Annotated in this window: 16 protein-coding genes and 1 tRNA gene; 12 read left to right on the forward strand and 5 right to left on the reverse strand. The window is 58.5% G+C overall.

Annotated features, from left to right (window positions below; genetic code table 11):
• The first annotated feature begins 1 nt into the window (after position 1).
• The 8 genes from MBOO_RS10690 (at position 2) to MBOO_RS10725 (ending at position 7991) form a co-directional block, all read left to right on the forward strand.
• Positions 2 to 307, forward strand: a complete 306-nt coding sequence (locus MBOO_RS10690) for a carboxymuconolactone decarboxylase family protein (RefSeq protein ID WP_012107620.1) — start codon at positions 2 to 4, stop codon at positions 305 to 307.
• Positions 308 to 360: 53 nt separating this feature from the next.
• Positions 361 to 975 (forward strand): FmdE family protein, encoded by a 615-nt coding sequence (locus MBOO_RS10695; protein ID WP_012107621.1) that lies wholly within the window; start codon positions 361 to 363, stop codon positions 973 to 975.
• 80 nt (positions 976 to 1055) lie between these two features.
• Complete coding sequence (locus MBOO_RS10700; protein WP_012107622.1) at positions 1056 to 1298, forward strand: hypothetical protein; 243 nt, start codon at positions 1056 to 1058, stop codon at positions 1296 to 1298.
• Positions 1299 to 1392: 94 nt separating this feature from the next.
• Positions 1393 to 3375: a M3 family metallopeptidase gene (locus MBOO_RS10705; protein WP_012107623.1), complete on the forward strand. Its 1983-nt coding sequence runs from the start codon at positions 1393 to 1395 to the stop codon at positions 3373 to 3375.
• A gap of 46 nt (positions 3376 to 3421) precedes the next feature.
• Positions 3422 to 6064, forward strand: a complete 2643-nt coding sequence (locus MBOO_RS10710) for an aminotransferase class V-fold PLP-dependent enzyme (protein WP_012107624.1) — start codon at positions 3422 to 3424, stop codon at positions 6062 to 6064.
• A gap of 86 nt (positions 6065 to 6150) precedes the next feature.
• Positions 6151 to 6951, forward strand: a complete 801-nt coding sequence (gene thiM, locus MBOO_RS10715; RefSeq protein WP_012107625.1) for a hydroxyethylthiazole kinase — start codon at positions 6151 to 6153, stop codon at positions 6949 to 6951.
• Between the two features lie 10 nt (positions 6952 to 6961).
• Complete coding sequence (thiE, locus tag MBOO_RS10720; RefSeq protein ID WP_012107626.1) at positions 6962 to 7612, forward strand: thiamine phosphate synthase; 651 nt, start codon at positions 6962 to 6964, stop codon at positions 7610 to 7612.
• Positions 7605 to 7991 carry a DNA polymerase ligase N-terminal domain-containing protein gene (locus MBOO_RS10725; protein ID WP_012107627.1) on the forward strand — a complete coding sequence of 129 codons (387 nt, stop codon included), beginning with the start codon at positions 7605 to 7607 and terminating at the stop codon, positions 7989 to 7991. Before thiE ends, MBOO_RS10725 begins: the two co-directional genes overlap by 8 nt.
• A gap of 260 nt (positions 7992 to 8251) precedes the next feature.
• On the opposite strand, the gene MBOO_RS10730 is transcribed toward MBOO_RS10725, so the two are convergent.
• From MBOO_RS10730 to MBOO_RS10740, 3 genes are all read right to left on the reverse strand, one after another.
• On the reverse strand, positions 8252 to 8902 hold the full coding sequence (locus MBOO_RS10730; RefSeq protein ID WP_012107628.1) for a hypothetical protein: 651 nt from the start codon (positions 8900 to 8902) through the stop codon (positions 8252 to 8254).
• Positions 8903 to 9124: 222 nt separating this feature from the next.
• Positions 9125 to 9196 (reverse strand) — tRNA-Thr (locus MBOO_RS10735).
• Positions 9197 to 9256: 60 nt separating this feature from the next.
• Entirely contained in the window at positions 9257 to 9553 is a 297-nt protein-coding gene (locus MBOO_RS10740; protein ID WP_012107629.1) for a DUF3467 domain-containing protein, read from the reverse strand.
• A gap of 79 nt (positions 9554 to 9632) precedes the next feature.
• On the opposite strand from MBOO_RS10740, the gene MBOO_RS10745 reads away from it, so the two are divergent.
• The gene (locus MBOO_RS10745; RefSeq protein WP_012107630.1) at positions 9633 to 10343 is read left to right on the forward strand and encodes a CRISPR-associated protein Cas4; all 711 of its coding nucleotides are present in this window, start codon (positions 9633 to 9635) and stop codon (positions 10341 to 10343) included.
• Between the two features lie 32 nt (positions 10344 to 10375).
• Here MBOO_RS10745 and MBOO_RS13210 read toward each other — a convergent pair whose 3' ends face one another.
• Complete coding sequence (locus tag MBOO_RS13210; protein WP_012107631.1) at positions 10376 to 12178, reverse strand: sensor histidine kinase; 1803 nt, start codon at positions 12176 to 12178, stop codon at positions 10376 to 10378.
• 437 nt (positions 12179 to 12615) lie between these two features.
• Here MBOO_RS13210 and MBOO_RS10760 point away from each other — a divergent pair, with 437 nt between their 5' ends.
• The 3 genes from MBOO_RS10760 (at position 12616) to MBOO_RS10770 (ending at position 15126) form a co-directional block, all read left to right on the forward strand.
• Complete coding sequence (locus MBOO_RS10760; protein ID WP_012107632.1) at positions 12616 to 13641, forward strand: radical SAM protein; 1026 nt, start codon at positions 12616 to 12618, stop codon at positions 13639 to 13641.
• On the forward strand, positions 13638 to 14405 hold the full coding sequence (gene uppS / locus MBOO_RS10765; protein WP_012107633.1) for a polyprenyl diphosphate synthase: 768 nt from the start codon (positions 13638 to 13640) through the stop codon (positions 14403 to 14405). Before MBOO_RS10760 ends, uppS begins: the two co-directional genes overlap by 4 nt.
• Positions 14406 to 14475: 70 nt before the next feature.
• Entirely contained in the window at positions 14476 to 15126 is a 651-nt protein-coding gene (locus MBOO_RS10770; protein WP_012107634.1) for a hypothetical protein, read from the forward strand.
• Between the two features lie 3 nt (positions 15127 to 15129).
• Here the strand turns inward: MBOO_RS10770 and MBOO_RS10775 are convergent, their stop codons facing one another.
• The gene (locus MBOO_RS10775) at positions 15130 to 15771 is read right to left on the reverse strand and encodes an undecaprenyl diphosphate synthase family protein (protein ID WP_012107635.1); all 642 of its coding nucleotides are present in this window, start codon (positions 15769 to 15771) and stop codon (positions 15130 to 15132) included.
• Positions 15772 to 15827 lie beyond the last annotated feature (56 nt).

Here is a 15827-nt window from a genome sequence, read left to right on the forward strand (position 1 = left end):
CATGGCAACAAACACTATGGAACTTTTCAATGAAGAGGCACCCGAGGTCGCAGCAGCGTTCAACAACCTGATCATGGCGGTCGTGAAACGTCCTGCACTCGATGCAAAGACCAAACAGCTCATCTATATTGCAATGAAAGCAGCGATGGGGGACGATACAGCAGTAAAGGCCCACATCCCCATGGCAAAGGCCGCCGGGGCAACCCGGGATGAAGTGATCGATGCGATCCTCATGACCGTGACGGTGGCAGGGATCCGGGGCGTTGCACACTGCCTGCCGGACGCAGTTGCGCAGTTTGAGAAATAACTGCGGCAAAACAGATTTACTCCCTTGATGAGTAACCGGCTCACGTGAAGATCATGACCTGCACTTTCCAATCCTACGAAGATGCCGTTGCCTTCCACGGCCACACCTGCCCCGGTCTTGCCCTCGGGTACCGGGCCGCAACGCACGCTCTTGTAACACTCCATGCCGGAAGGTCTTCAGATGAGGACCTGGTTGCCATTGTCGAAAACGATGCCTGTGGTGTCGACGCGGTACAGGCCATTGCCGGGTGTTCGGTAGGGAAGGGAAACCTGATCCTGCGCGACCTGGGCAAGCATGCGTACACCTTTATCAACCGGAAGACCGGTTCTGCCATCCGTCTTGTCCAGCGCCCGGAACCACTAACCGAAAGGCTCGATCCCGGAGCATCAGCCCTCCGCACGAAAGTGATGGCCGGGAAAGCTACCCCTACCGAGGAGAAGGAGTTCCACGAGCGGCAGGCCGCGCTCATTAAAAAGATCCTCACTATCCCTATTGGCGAACTCTTCATAGAAAAAGAGGCACGGTCGGAGATCCCGGAGCATGCCCGGATCTCTGCCTCGGTGCAGTGCGCCTCCTGCGGTGAGACTGTGGCCGAGCACCGCGCCCGGGTGAAAAGCGGAAAAGTTGTCTGCATCCCCTGCGCCGGTGAGTACAGCCGCAGTGGGTAATATCTCCGTTATTAGGAACCGGCTTCTGGTACTTTTATCTTTCTTCCGGATCCACTACTGTTGTTCTTAGGTGAAATCTGATGGGCGCAATGGACGGTATTCAGGGAATGGTTGCATCATACCTTGCCTCTCCCCGGGGGCAGGAGGCCATACGATCTTTCCTCTCTTCCCCGCAGGGAAAAGAGGCGATCGATGCATACCTTTCAACTCATGAGGGCCAGCAGATGGCCCGGCTGCTGCTGGGTCGTGCGCTGGACAGCCTGAATATCCCCGAGCAGGTCAAGGACCAGATCCGCACAGCCCTTGCCGAGGCAGAGGCCTGATGGGCTCCCTCGGCCGTATACCTATTCTCTTATACTCTCCCCGATCCAAGGCTTCTCTCATATTTCCAAATCTGCTTATATCCGGTGTATTTTTATGACATTCCGTCTCCCCCTCTCCCCGTTAAAGACCAGCTACCGGCCCGGCGAGATCACTGTTCTGTGCGATACTGCAATCAGAACCGCCACCACAGCCCTTGACCGGATTGCCGTCCTTCCGCCGGAAACGCGATCTGTAGAAACCACCCTGCTCGCGTTTGAGACCGCGATGGCGGATTTTTCGGACGCAACCCTGCCCCTGACCCTTATGGGTTACGTGTATCCCGACCCGGGAGTGGCAGCAGAAGGATCGGCAAGCGAGGAGAAAACAGGAAAGTTTGCCATTGGCGTCTTTACCCGGCGGGATCTCTATGATGCAATCCGCGGAGTTGTCCCGCGGAATCCTGCAGAGACACGCCTCCTCTCAGAAACGCTGCGGCAGTTCAAAAAGAACGGGCTTGCGCTTTCCAATGAGGGCCTTGCCCGGGTCCGGGCCTTAAAAGAGCAGATCACCGGACTGGAAGTGAAGTTCTCTGCAAACCTCAACAACGATACCACCACTTTGGATTTTTCTGCAGAGGAACTGGGGGGTGTCCCGCAGGAAGTGCTTGCCACCTTTGCGCAGACCCCCGACGGGAAATACCGGGTCACGACCAAGTACCCGGACTACATCCCGGTGATGCAGAACGCTGAAAGTGCGGCGACAAGAAAACAGCTGTACGCCGCGTTTGTGAACCGGCAGGCCGTTCCCAACACGGCGCTTCTCGAGGAGGCGATCCGGGTGCGGCAGGAGTGTGCCCGGGAGCTGGGCTATGCAAGCTGGGCAGACTACCGGCTCGATGGCCGGATGGCACAGGACACCGCCACCGTCCGTTCGTTTCTCTCAAGGCTTGAAGCGCCGGTCAAAGAGAAGATCCGATCTGACCTGGCCATGCTCCTTACCCTCAAGCAGGAACTCGTACCGGGAGCAGATCGGGTCGATCCATGGGATCTCGCGTTCCTTTCAGAACGGGAAAGGAAACAGAAATTTGCGCTCGACAACGAGGAGATCCGTAAGTATTTCCCGTTCGATCTCGTCCTTGAAGGAATGTTCCGTTGCTTCGGCCCGCTCTTTGGGGCCCGGTTTGCCGTGGTACCTGAAGCCCCGGCCTGGGCACCGGGGGTCCGGCTGATCCGCATCTTTGATCAGGATGACGATCGAACCCTCGCATACCTCTACCTTGATATGTTTCCCCGGGACGGCAAGTACGGGCATATGATGATGTCCCCCCTGATCGCAGGCAGGGAAAGAGAAGGAGGATATTCCGTGCCGGTCACCGCCATCGTGGGGAACTTCCGGGCACCTTCGGGTGACATCCCCTCGCTTCTCACCCATGACGATGTCGAGGGTCTCTTCCACGAGTTCGGCCACGCGCTCCATGGCTGCCTTACCAAAGCCCCCTATGCCAGCCTTGCCGGATCGAGCGTGGAGTGGGACTTTGTCGAGACCCCTTCGCAGGCGCTGGAGAGCTGGGTCTGGGAGCCGGAGGTGCTCGATGCGATCTCCGGCCACTATGCACATCCTGCAGAAAAACTCCCGGCCCCGCTCCGGGACCGGATCATCGCGGCACGCGACCTCGGCGCCGGGCTGAGGTACACCCGGATGCTCGTGATCTCGACCGAGGACATGGAATTCCATACCGCAAAAGGGCCGGTTGATGTGACCGCGACTGCCAACCGTATCTACCGGGAGCTCATGGGCATCTCGCCACTCGAAGGGGACCACGAGCCGGCCACCATCGGCCATTTCATGGGGGGATACGATGCCGGTTACTACAGTTACCTCTGGGCCGAAGTCTACGCCCTGAATATCTTTGCCCGGTTCAAAAAAGACGGCCTGTTCAATGCTGCCACCGGGGCCGCGTACCGTCACTGGATCCTCGAACAGGGAAACATGCAGGATGGAAAGGCGCTCCTTGCAGGATTCCTGGGAAAAGAGCCCGGCATGGATGTCTTCTACGAGAGGCTCCATATCCACCCACCCTCACCCACATCCCCGTAACGTTTTCCTCCAAGCGTTTCTCTTATCTCCCCTGCGCCCCTATCATGTGAATGTGACGCACGAGCCGCCGGTAAAAAAGATCCTGTACTGGTGCGACCGGTGCAATGTCCCGCTGATCGGCCGGACCTGCGCCTGCGGTGCGGAGGGGCGCGAGATCGAACTTCTCCAGCCGTACGATGTACGCCCGGCGCTTGCTGCGGACATGGCGCTCATCATAAGGCTCGTACGGGAGCGCTTTGGGAACGTCCCTGTCCCCGCCGTGCTCCTCCTCAACAAGACCGGCGGGGTGGACCGGGCAGATCTCGTACTGGCTCACGGCCACCGGTTCGGCTGGCTCTCTTTTGACCCCGTGGCCCGGAAGTTCGTGTTCGATCTCGCGCCCGAGGCGCTTCCCTTTATCCTCAGGCATGTGACAAGCGGCATCATCGATCTTGAAACCGGCATTGAACCCGGCCAGGGACAGGGCCGGATGGGGGGAAAGAAGTTCCGGCTCACCACTCCCCACCCTGACGGGACAGCAATCGTGAAACTGAAAAACCGGTTCGGAACCGGGACGGTCCGGGACGGGCAGGTCCGGGTCCGGGAACTCGCCACTGTCGAGCCCCGCACGGGTAAGAACCCGGACTGGGCACAGGTGGTCCAGCAGAACCGGTACCACTTAAAAAACCTCGAACGCAGCGCCGTCCGCATGATCAAGCAGCACATCCACGACCGCCCGGTCTGCAATGTCTCGTTCTCCGGGGGAAAGGACAGCACCGCGGTGCTCACCCTTGCCCGGAAAGCCGGTGTGACCGCTGCGTTCTTCCTCGATACCGGCATTGAGTTTCCCGAAACCGTGGCGTTTGTGCGCTCGCAGGGCGTACCCGTGATCGAAAAGGCCGGGGACTTCTTTTCGGCGGTCGAAAAAGCCGGGCCGCCGGGCAAGGATAACCGGTGGTGCTGCAAGCTCCTCAAGCTCCGCCCTCTCCAGATCCATCTCGCAGAGGTCGGTCCCTGTGTGACTGTCCAGGGCAACCGCTGGTACGAATCATGGAACCGGGCAGCGCTCGAAGAGACCAGCCAGAACCCGGCCAATCCCCTCCAGCTCAATATCTCACCGATCCGGAACTGGCGGGCGCTTGAAGTCTTCCTCTACCTCTGGTGGCAGAAGGCAGAGATTAATCCTCTCTACGAAAAAGGAGTCGAACGGATCGGGTGCTGGGTCTGCCCCTCCATGCTCGAAAGCGAGTATGAAGTGCTCCGGGCCATGCACCCGGCATATGCAGAACGCTGGGACGCGTTCCTTACTGCCTATGCCAAAAAGAAAGGGTTGCCCGAAGCGTTCCACCGCTGGGGGCTCTGGCGCTGGAAGGCCCTCCCCCCCAAGATGAGGGAGCTCTGCCGGGACCGGGGAATCCCGGTGCGGGAAGATTACACGCTCCAGGCAGAGCCGCCGGATGAGCACGAAGAGACGGTTGAAATAGCAGGAGAAAGAACCTTGGAACCGGATATGGCAGCAGGAACTGATGGGGGATATGATGTGGAGGCAATCCGCCGGGACTTTCCTATCCTTGGCGATCTCATCTACCTTGATAATGCTGCCACCAGTTTCTCGCCCGAGCCCGTGATCGCGGCCATGGTCGAGTTCGAGCACCGGTACCGGGCGAACGTTGGCCGGGGCATTCACCGGCTCACGGGTATTGCCAGCCAGCGCTACTGGCATGCTCACGAGAAGGTAGCAGATTTTATCGGCGGGAAAGACGGGGTAGTGGTCTTTACCAGGAATACTACCGAATCGGTGAACATGGTGGCACAGGGCCTGCCCTGGAAGGCCGGGGACCGGGTCATCACCACGATCCTCGAACACCACTCGAACCTGCTCCCGTGGCGGAGGCTGGCCCGGCAGGGTGTGACAACAGAGATCGTCGGTATTGGGCCGGATTACCAGCCCGATCTTGCGGCCCTTGAACGGGCGGTTACGGAGAACACCCGGCTTGTTGCACTTACGCAGGCATCGAACGTGCTTGGTGTCGTGACCCCCATACGCGAGATCGCAAAGATCTGTCACGATCACGGAGCCCTCCTTCTGGTGGACGGGGCACAGGCGGTCCCGCACATGCCGGTCAATACAGAAGACCTCGGGTGCGATTTCTACTGCTTCTCGGGGCACAAGATGTCCGGGCCCACCGGCACCGGTGTGCTCTGGATGAAGGAAGCCTGCATCGAACCGGCCATGCTCGGCGGTGGGATGATCGAGACCGTGACTGCTGACGGATATACACTGTCGCCGGGTTATCAGCAGTACGAGGCGGGGACACCGAACATCGCTGGGGGCATCGGCCTTGGCGCCGCGGTGAGTTACCTCCAGGCAATCGGGATGGAGCGCATCCACCGGTACGAGGCAGGCCTTACGGACCGGCTGATTGCAGCTCTCTCCAAAAACAACCGGATCCATGTGTATGCCCCGCCAGACCCCGCCCGCCGTATCGGGGTAGTCTCCTTTACGGTCGATGGTTTCCACCCCCACGAGGTAGCCCTGCAGCTCGACGAGGCAGCCGATATCATGGTGCGGTCCGGCCACCACTGCTGCCAGCCACTTGTGGAAAGCCTCGGGCTTCCCGAGGGTACCGTGCGGGCAAGTCTTGCATACTACAATACCCGGCAGGAGATTGACCTGCTCGTGGCAACCCTTGACGAGATCACCCGGTAACGGTGACCCTGAAATATCCTTTTTGCCGCTCTCCCACGGTTTATTACGCGTCCCGCCCTATACCCGGTAAGGAAAGAGTGAGCGCTATGGACAACCAGGTCTTTTCGGGCATTTTTGCCCGGGCAAGGGAACAGCACCCCCTTGTCCACCACATCACCAATTACGTGACCGTGAACGACTGCGCCAACATCACCATCGGTGCCGGGGGAGCGCCCGTGATGGCGGATGCCCGCGAGGAAGCAGGGGAGATGACAGGCTTTGCCGGTGCCCTTGTCCTCAACATCGGGACGCTGAACTCCGGGATCATCGAGAGCATGATCCTTGCCGGGAAGGTGGCAAACGAGCGGAAGATTCCTATAATCCTCGATCCGGTGGGGGCAGGGGCCACCCGGCTCAGGACGGATAGCACCCGTCGCCTGCTGGATGAGCTGACCATTTCCATCATCAAGGGCAATGCCGGGGAGATCGGGGTTCTTGCCGGTGCGGAAGCAAAGGTGCGGGGCGTGGATTCCGCGGGGATCAGCGGAGATCCGGTGACCATCACCCGGACTTTTGCCCGCGAGACCGGTATAACGGTAGTGATGAGCGGGGCCACCGACATCATTTCTGACGGGAATAAGGTCCTGCTGGTAGATAATGGCCACCCACTCATGGGCAGGATCTCAGGCACCGGCTGCATGGCGTCGGCGGTGACCGGGGTTATTGCAGCGGTGGAAAAAGACCGGTTGATCGCAGCAGCAACGGCCCTTGCCGCCTTTGGGCTTGCCGGGGAGCGGGCAGCGGCAGCCAGCCGGGGGCCCGGCTCTTTTAAGCCGGCACTCTTCGATGCAATGGCTGAACTGGGTCCGCAGGACCTTGCTGCGGACGCCCGGGTAAGATCGGCGTGAACAGGAACGTATGCGGCTCGATCTCTACGTGATCACGGACGGGGCGATTGGAGGCGGGCGGAGCCATGCGGAGATCGCACGGTTTGCCTGCGCCGGGGGAGCCGATGCGATCCAGCTCCGGGACAAGGCCTGCGGGCCTGATGCACTTTGCCGGATCGGCCGGGAGATCCGTGCGATCACGAGGGATACCGGGACGCTCTTCATCGTGAACGACCGACTGGATGTGGCGCTGGCCTGCGGGGCGGACGGCGTCCATCTCGGGCAGGGGGATCTTCGCGTGGACACGGCACGCAGGCTCGCCCCCCGCCCCTTTATGATCGGTGTCTCGGTCGGGAATGCAGAGGAAGCTATCTCGGCTGTGGTAGCCGGGGCAGACTACGTAGCGGCAAGTCCGATCTTTGCCACCAGTTCCAAAGACGATGCCGGCCCGGGCTGCGGCATTTCCGGCCTCCGGGAGATCCGGGCCGCGGTCGCGGTACCGGTGGTTGCCATCGGCGGCATCACCCGGGATAACGTTGCGGAGGTGATCGCCGGGGGAGCGGACAGCATTGCCGTGATCTCTGCGGTGGTCGGCCAGCCGGATATCGTGGCCGCCGCACGGGACCTACGGGAGCGGATCACAACGGCAAAAGAACAGTACAGGGAGAAAAGAGATGCCTGACAGATTACTGCACTTTGTACTCCACGAGCATTTCTCCAGGCACCACCATTTCGATTTCCGGCTGGAACATGACGGGGTGCTCGCGAGCTGGGCAGTTCCCAAGGGACTGCCGGAGAAACCCGGCGAACGCCGGCTTGCCATCCAGGTAGAAGACCATGCTCTCTCGTACGGGGACTTCGAGGGAACGATCCCGGAGGGGGAGTACGGGGCAGGCGAGGTAAAAATTGCAGATGAAGGCACGTACGAGACCATTGTGTGGGGCGATGAACGCATCGAGATCCTGCTCCACGGCAGGCAGTTCTCGGGCAAGTATGTCCTCCTCCGGTTTAAAAAAGCCGGGGAGAAAAACTGGATCGTGCTGAAGGGAAAAGAGGGTTGACCGGCAGCAGCACCGGGACAGGGCACGCCACATCTTCCCAAATCCCGGTCATCATTGCGGGAATTTTTGCGGTTATCGCTGTGTATTCCTCAGGCACAGAGACAGGAAGGTACGCAGCGGGTAATCGATTACTCGGGGAAAAACACCCCTTCAGCCGTCAACTTACCGGAACTAAGGCACCTCTCGTTGGATCTTGCAATCCATCAGAACGCATTTTCTTTTTTAAACGGGTGTTCAACCGGGCCAAAAAAAGGGAAACGCTATTCGCTGTCCTGTGGCGCCTGCTCGAGATAGAATACATCGGTTGCAAACGAATGGAAAGTGCCGTTTGCCGTGGCTGCATCCACATCAGCCTGTTCGTAGCTGCTGACCAGGTGCTGCGGGAGAGCAGAGTACTGCGGAACAAGGGAGTAATCCCGGATTATGTCGGGAGCGCCCGAATTGCCGGTGTACCATACCTTCACAAGGTAATCCGTGCTGCCTATTTTCGACCATGACCCTGATCCTGAAATATTCGGCGATGGCATCTTGAGATTACTGTTCACGGTGACGATTGTTCCCAGTTTATAGATAACCGTGCCATCAGGATAAAACTGGAATTCATAACCGGAGCCTCCGCCGGGGTACTGCCGGATCCAGCGGTGAAGGATGGGATCGGGCGCAGCTGTAGTCGTGGCTGTCGTGGTGACTGTGGTTGGGGGGGGAGTGTACGGCTGGTCGGAACAGGACATAGTCTGCGGGTTCCAGTAGCAGTGGGTGGCAGTTGGCGTCGGGGTAACGGTCACGGTGACATAGATGACTTCAGGGGTCGGTGTGGGTTGCAGGCCTGATGATCCCGTACCAGTACACCCGGCCACAAGGATCGCTGCTGCACAGGCAACAAGGAGGACGAGAACAGGGGATATTTTCATACGTTTCCTTGAGGGGTGAATACGATAATTATTGTGATTTGATTCACAAGCAGGGTAAAACCTGCGACCAGCCACAATGCAACAGGACTCTTTTGCGGTACGAAACGCAGCAGGCACCTGCTTTGAGTATATATCGTCGTCAAGGCACTTCGGTTACCGGGAAAAGGGGAACGGTTAACCCAAAACGCAGATTCTTTAAGGGATTTCAACCTGCGCAAAAGAAGCCGCCGGAGGGACTTGAACCCTCGACCTGCTGATTACGAATCAGCCGCTATGCCGCTAAGCCACGGCGGCGCACTGCCTCACAATATCGACCCGTACGCTAATAAAATCTGTGTTTGGAGGGGAGGGGTTTTATGAGTACCCGCGAAGGGTCGTCACGCTGTCCGGGGCATGGGGTTCCTTTGCCGGTGATATCGTCCCGAACTTTCCTTCATAGTCGGCAATGGTCTTCTGGAGAACGGCAAGCAGGTTCTTTGCATGCGCCGGCGTGATCGAGACAATCGCCTTTGCCCGGGCCTGATTGACCTGCGGGAGCTGGTGGAGGAAGACAAACGTGAACTCATCGTCCTTATACGCGATCTGGATCATATTGCTGTATACAGGATCCAGTGTCGGCGGGATATTAACGGAGATTTCCTGTCCGGTCATACTGATCACGTTTACCGTTCTGGTATGAATAGTTGGTCAATGGGCCGGTGCGGGGATCCGTGCCCTACCATAAGTATATGTGGCAGGTTTTCCTCGATTCTTTAGAGGAATTATTCTGGCAGACCAGGAGCGGCATGTCACAATCTCCGAGCTGGTGCGGGTGCACGCCTGCCCGGTCCGGTTTTACTACGAGAAAGACGAGCCGGTCACCGAGTCGGACCGGCATGCGATCTGCAAGCAGCTCTCGTACCATCTTGGGAATCCTCTGGAAGCGAATGTCATCTGGGACGAGGTGCTCATTGTCCGCCCAAAGACAGACCCGGTGCTCCGCGAGTTCCTGGATATCTGCATTGCTTCCTGTAAAAAACACGAGTGGAAACCGGCCGTCCAGACCGATGTGACCGTGGTCTCGAAAAAGCACGGGATCGCCGGTATGATCGACCGGGTGGCAGCGGACGGGACGTTCTCGATCGTGCGGGCGGCAGGGGCAATGCCCTTTGGCACCTATGCGGCCGACCGGCTCCGGATTGCGGGGATCGCCTTCTGCCTGGAAGAGATGACCGGGAAAGAGGTGGACGGGGGATTTGTGGAATATATCCCGGACGGTCTCTCCCGCTACCATGCGGTCCAGCCCCGGGACCGGCGCCAGCTCCTTGCCACGCTCCACAAACTCCGGGCCATCCACCGGGGCGAGGCCCCCGCCCACCCGCTGAATGCTCCCTGCAACCGGTGCAAGTACAAGGAGCGGTGCGAGTCAAGCGGGGGGCACCGGCTGAGTGAGCTCTTGTAAAGGTCAGCTGGCCCGAACCCCACCTGTCCTCCTCATTTCCCGGTGGTCGGCCGGAACTTGAACGCTCCGGCCGGGATCCTGATCTCAAACCGGACCCCCGTACCGGGGATGCCGGTCTCCCGGATCGTCATCCCGGTAATGGAGAGGATCTCGCGGATAAGAAACATCCCAAGGCCGGTGTGCTTCCCAAACCCTTTTAAAAAGATCTTATCCTTCTCCTCGGGAGCCACACCAATGCCGTTGTCCTCGTACACAAGGATGAGATCCGGATCGGCCTTTTCAAGGAACAACCGTATGGCAGATACATACCCGCCGTGCCGGATCGAATTGTCGATCATATTGTAGAATACCCGTCCGATCAGGGCATCCGCGTAGCATTCGAGCGCGCCGGTATCGCAGGAAAACGTAATATTCCGGTTGGCAAACGGTTCTGCAGCTGCAAGAAACACCTGGCAGATATCCTGCCAGACAGGTTCTTTCTGCCCGAGATCCTGGTAGTCGCTGGTGAACTCTACCTGAAGACGGATCACCTCGATCGTCTTCTCCATGAGATCAAGGTAACCAGGGACTGCACGATCTTCAGGATTTTCTTTCATGAGATCAATGCAGGCATGAAGAGCGGTCAGCTGGTTGAGGATATCATGCCGGGTGATACTGGAGAGCAGGATCAGCTTATTGTTGGCGGAACGGAGTGCCTCCTCGGCCATGCGCTGTTCAGTGATATCGTGGAGGCTCCAGACACGGCCGATGATCTGATTGCCAATCTCCTGCGGGTGGACGTAGAGCTCAAACTGGCCGCCGCCGGTAAATTTGACATCGGTTGTGACCACCTGTCCTGACGACGCTGCCAGTTCTGCAAAATGCCGGATTACTTTTTCGGGTTCGGACAGGGAAGCAACGATCTGATCTGTATATCTCCTGCTCTCCCCGGCATCCTGCGGGGGGCTTTCGGGAAGATTCAGGATCCGCGCAGCCTTCCGGTTGTACCCACGGATCACATCTTCCGTATCTGTAACAACGATCCCGTCCGCTGTGGCCTCGAATGCAGCTTTTAAAAGTGAGTTTGCCTGCCGGAGCTCGGTTGTCCGCTCCTTAACGAGGCCTTCGAGACGATCCCGGTAATCACGGATCTCCTTTTCCGCCTGTTTCTTCCGGTCGATAAATCCGACAATGAGCCCGAGAATGATGATACCGACACAACAAATCACAAATGATGGCAAGGTGAGGGGAAGCGTTCCGGGGCCTGTTGAAGCCTGATCCTGGGATCTGATTACCAGAAGAACCGAATCCATAAGGGCAAATCCCGCTCCAAGAAGGATAACCTGCACCAGATAGGATCGGGGGAACCTGTCCCATGTCCGGCACCAGTAAAAGAGAGCACCGAGAAGAATACCCAGTACGAGAGTTATGATATCCATAGGCTGGGGAGGTCCTCCTGCTGCAAGACTCCCGAGAAGGAGTGCGCCGGCCACAATGACGGCCGATACCGGGCCGGCAATAAACCCGGAGAGGGGAACAAGAATGACGTTAATGCCAAGGATCCGGTTTCCAAGATCCTGCAGGGGTGCACCAGCAGTCGGGCCGGCAAGGGAAAGCGGGTCAAAACCCAGGAGCGGGGCTGCAGGGGCCGCGCCCAGGGCCTGCCAGAGTGCAGGGATGGTGATAAACGCGATAAAACCGAAAATCAGGCCGACACAAAGGGAGAAGAGCAGTTTTGACCGCGAACGAACAGTATCCGGAATAAAGTAATAGAGAAGAAGCAGGGCCACGATAACGGCAAAGTTCTCTACCGCGGACTTTACCATGTCAATCGGGATAAAGGGCAGATCGATCATCGCATGTGTAACCCCACGGTCCTCTGGAAAAACCGGGCACCTGTACTACCTCATTCGCATTCCCGTGCAGGAACTGCGGAATGATATGTACAGCGAATCTCTCCTGGGAGTATCAGTAAGTCCGTATATGCCTGTATAAAAAAGTACCGGCCGCTTCGGGTTTTAATAATCCAAAGAAGGTGCACTGAATAAGGGGTCCGGGGAATACCCCTTTGTTTTCAAACCGGGGAGAGGGGGTACCCTCCACATGCCCGGGCACACGGGTAGGGGGGTGACTCCTGCTTTGAATAAAAGAAGGGGAGGGGGGTGGGGGTCACCGCCCCCCCCCAACCGGATGTTTCGTACCGTATCGCCATGATGAACAAAAAAAGGATGAGCCCGGCTTTTATCAAGAAGGGTTTTGAATCCCCATAACGAATGTAATACGCATACTTTTCATGACCGTTCCCTCCCACCCGGCTGAGGTTCCCGCGAACCTTGCCAAAGGCTGCGTGCTCTGCTACCAGGGCGCAAAGATGGTGCTCTTTATTACGGGACGCTGCCGCCGCTCCTGCTGGTACTGCCCGCTCTCGGAAGAGCGCAAGGGAAACGACGTGATATTCGCAAACGAGCACCGGATCGAAAGCCCGGCACAGGCAGTCGCGATCGCTGAACGCATGAGTGCGCTCGGGACCGGGATCACCGGCGGCGAACCGCTCCTCTGCCTCGATCGGGTCGCGGAGTACGGCAGGTCGCTCAAGGAGCACTTCGGGCCGGAACACCAGATCCACATCTACACCGCGCAGGCCCCGGCAAAAGCGGATCTGGAGAAACTCAAAGGCGTGGTTGACGAGATACGGCTCCACCCGCCTCATGAATGCTGGAACCATATTTCCGACACGGATTTTATCGCGTCTGCAATGCTTGCAAAGGAGATGGGCTTTGACATAGGGATTGAGGTGCCGGCACTGCCCGGCCTCGATTTGCTCGTCCCGGCCCTTCCCTTCCTCGACTTTCTCAACATCAACGAACTGGAGTGGGGCGAGACCAATGCCGACGAGATGAGGGGACGGGGATACGAACCGGCCGACGGGGTTCACAACGCTATTGCCGGAGCCCGCGATTGGGCAGCAGAGCTGGTAAAGTATGAGAAGGTCCACTGGTGCGCCTCATCCTTCAAGGACTCGGTCCAGCTCCGGGAGCGTTTAAAGCGCATTGCGGAGAACACTGCCCGACCGTTCGATGAAGTGACCGAAGACGGAACGATTGTGTACGGCGTGCTCAACCTCCACCCGGGCACCCGGGACGAGGTTGTTGCCCGGTGCCGGAAGTTCCTTGCCGAGGACGAATTTGCCGATTGCGGCGACCGGGTCGAGACCGCATGGTGGCTGCTCGAAGAGTACAAGGACAGGATCCCCGGCAAAAAATCGGTGGTTGAGCGTTATCCCGATGGCGGCATGATCGTCGAGGTGACGCCGCTGTGACCCTCCGCGGGCTCCTCGAACCCCTGTACGAGCGCTACCTCCTGATGCAGTGCACGCAGATCCCCACCCATGTGGCTATCATCCAGGACGGCAACCGGCGGTTTGCCAAAGAGATCGGTATCGATACGGCCCAGGGGCACCGGGCCGGGGCGGACAAGACCGAGGAGATGCTGGACTGGGCCCATGAGTTAGGTATACGGTTTGTGACCATCTACTCGTTCTCCACGGAAAACTTCCACCGCACCGAAGAGGAGATACGGGAGCTCTTCCGGCTCTTCAAAGAGAAGTTCATCAGCACAATCTCAGATGAAAGGGTGCACCGGTATAAGATCCGCGTCCAGATGCTGGGTGACCGCTCGCTTCTTCCCGAAGACCTGCGGGCCGCTGTCGAGGCCGCAGAGGAGGCCACAAAGGATTACGACGGGTTTACCCTTAATGTGGCGCTTGCGTACGGCGGGAGAAATGAGATCGTGCTTGCCGCCCGGGAGATTGTTTCGGCCGTCCGTGAGGGAAAGATCGCTCCTGATACTATAGACCAAAAGATGGTAGAATCCCACCTCCACGAGGGAAAGGAGATCCCGCCGGTGGATCTTATCATCCGGACCGGGAACGAATACCGCACCTCCAACTTCTTGCCCTGGCTTGCAAACGGCCATGAATCCGCGGTCTACTTCTGCGCCCCGTACTGGCCGCTCTTTCGCAAAATTGACCTTCTCCGCGCTATCCGTATCTATGATCAGCGGGTGAGCGCGAAGGCACACTGATCCGGTATCGGCTGTTTTTGCTTTCGCGAACTATATTTCCCGGAAGATACCATCGGGAATATGGTGAACCATGGGTGCGGGAAAGATAACAAAACCCGGGTGGCAGCAGGTACCGGTCCTGCTCCGGTCCGACATTGTGGCGGCAGCAGAAGGAAAACATCTGGATATCGGCGATGAGTGCAACCGGGCACTTGCCGCGCGCCTGGGGATGACATATCGTGCCCCGGTACAGGTTCCTGCCCTGACAGCACCGCGGGTGATTGTTGCCCCGGACCCAGCGCCGGCCAGCCATCCGGCCCCTGCGGTAAGGGAACCCGTGATCAATGCCGAAGATCCCACGGTGCCAGGAAAAGTGCTCCGGGAGAAAAAAGAGAGAAAAGCCCCGCAGCCTCGGGAGCCGGCGCCTTCCAAATCCCCTGCTCCCACCCCGCAGGAAACTCCCCCCGCAAAACCCGCAGCAAAGGGTAAAGGGAGGGGACGCAAAGGGGACGCCATCCAGCGCTTCGTGAGTACCCGGATCGTCCGGGAGGCCGAGGAAGGCCCGGATGCGATCATGGCAAAGGACGAACTCTACGAGCGCTTCGAACGCTGGTGCCGGGACCAGGATTATGCAGCAATCCCCGAACGCCGTGTCTTCTCTGTTGCCCTCAAAAACAAGTACGCCTTTACTGAACGTACCGTGGGCGGGATCCCGACCTGGGTAGGCCTCCGGCTCAAATAACAGTTATTTCCCGAACCGACGGATGCGGGCCTGGTAATCGCGCAGCACCCGCAGGAAATCCACGCGCCGGAAATACTTCCAGTTCACATCGGAAAAGAAGAGTTCCGAGTACACCGACTGCCAGATAAGAAAATCGGTCAGGTGATCGCCGCCGGTCTTCACCACAATATCCGGGTCATAGCGGAAGGTCAGGCAGGATTCAAGCATCTTCTCATCGATCTCCGTGGGCTGCACACCCTCCTGTGCCAGCCTGCGGATACAGTCGGTGATCTCCTCGCGCCCGCTTTTTCCTATCGCTACCACAACTCCAAGACCGGTGCCCAGGACTTCCTCGGTCGTGCCGTGGTGCAATTCGAGCCGGGCCATGGAGGCAATATCTCTAAGCTTCGGCAGGATCCGGTTAAGCTCGACGGAAGAGAGCTCGTTGATATGGAAGGTAATGCCCTGAATGGCGGGAGGAGCGGCTGTACCAGGCGAACGGGGTCGGCGTGCGATGATGGCATTGAAATCAGAGCACCAGCCGGTCACCTCCCTGCATTTTCCCGGTTCTGCGGCAAGGTCTGCCCCGCTGATCATAAAACAGATGTGCCGGGGAAGGACCTGTATCCGCGAAAGAATCAGCCGCTCATAGAGCCAGTAGAACATCTGGCCTAATCTTAGGGTCGGAAAGATTATCAGGCTTTATGTTCCCCGGCAGCGGG

Source organism: Methanoregula boonei 6A8 (assembly GCF_000017625.1).
In the GTDB taxonomy this organism is placed as follows: domain Archaea; phylum Halobacteriota; class Methanomicrobia; order Methanomicrobiales; family Methanospirillaceae; genus Methanoregula; species Methanoregula boonei.

Coding starts and splice junctions, on each gene's coding strand:
- MBOO_RS10690 (WP_012107620.1), top strand. CDS start 2: ATGGCAACAAACACTATGGAACTTTTCAATGAAGAGGCACCCGAGGTC.
- MBOO_RS10695 (WP_012107621.1), top strand. CDS start 361: ATGACCTGCACTTTCCAATCCTACGAAGATGCCGTTGCCTTCCACGGC.
- MBOO_RS10700 (WP_012107622.1), top strand. CDS start 1,056: ATGGGCGCAATGGACGGTATTCAGGGAATGGTTGCATCATACCTTGCC.
- MBOO_RS10705 (WP_012107623.1), top strand. CDS start 1,393: ATGACATTCCGTCTCCCCCTCTCCCCGTTAAAGACCAGCTACCGGCCC.
- thiM (WP_012107625.1), top strand. CDS start 6,151: ATGGACAACCAGGTCTTTTCGGGCATTTTTGCCCGGGCAAGGGAACAG.
- thiE (WP_012107626.1), top strand. CDS start 6,962: ATGCGGCTCGATCTCTACGTGATCACGGACGGGGCGATTGGAGGCGGG.
- MBOO_RS10725 (WP_012107627.1), top strand. CDS start 7,605: ATGCCTGACAGATTACTGCACTTTGTACTCCACGAGCATTTCTCCAGG.
- MBOO_RS10730 (WP_012107628.1), bottom strand. CDS start 8,902: ATGAAAATATCCCCTGTTCTCGTCCTCCTTGTTGCCTGTGCAGCAGCG.
- MBOO_RS10740 (WP_012107629.1), bottom strand. CDS start 9,553: ATGACCGGACAGGAAATCTCCGTTAATATCCCGCCGACACTGGATCCT.
- MBOO_RS13210 (WP_012107631.1), bottom strand. CDS start 12,178: ATGATCGATCTGCCCTTTATCCCGATTGACATGGTAAAGTCCGCGGTA.
- MBOO_RS10760 (WP_012107632.1), top strand. CDS start 12,616: ATGACCGTTCCCTCCCACCCGGCTGAGGTTCCCGCGAACCTTGCCAAA.
- MBOO_RS10770 (WP_012107634.1), top strand. CDS start 14,476: ATGGGTGCGGGAAAGATAACAAAACCCGGGTGGCAGCAGGTACCGGTC.
- MBOO_RS10775 (WP_012107635.1), bottom strand. CDS start 15,771: ATGTTCTACTGGCTCTATGAGCGGCTGATTCTTTCGCGGATACAGGTC.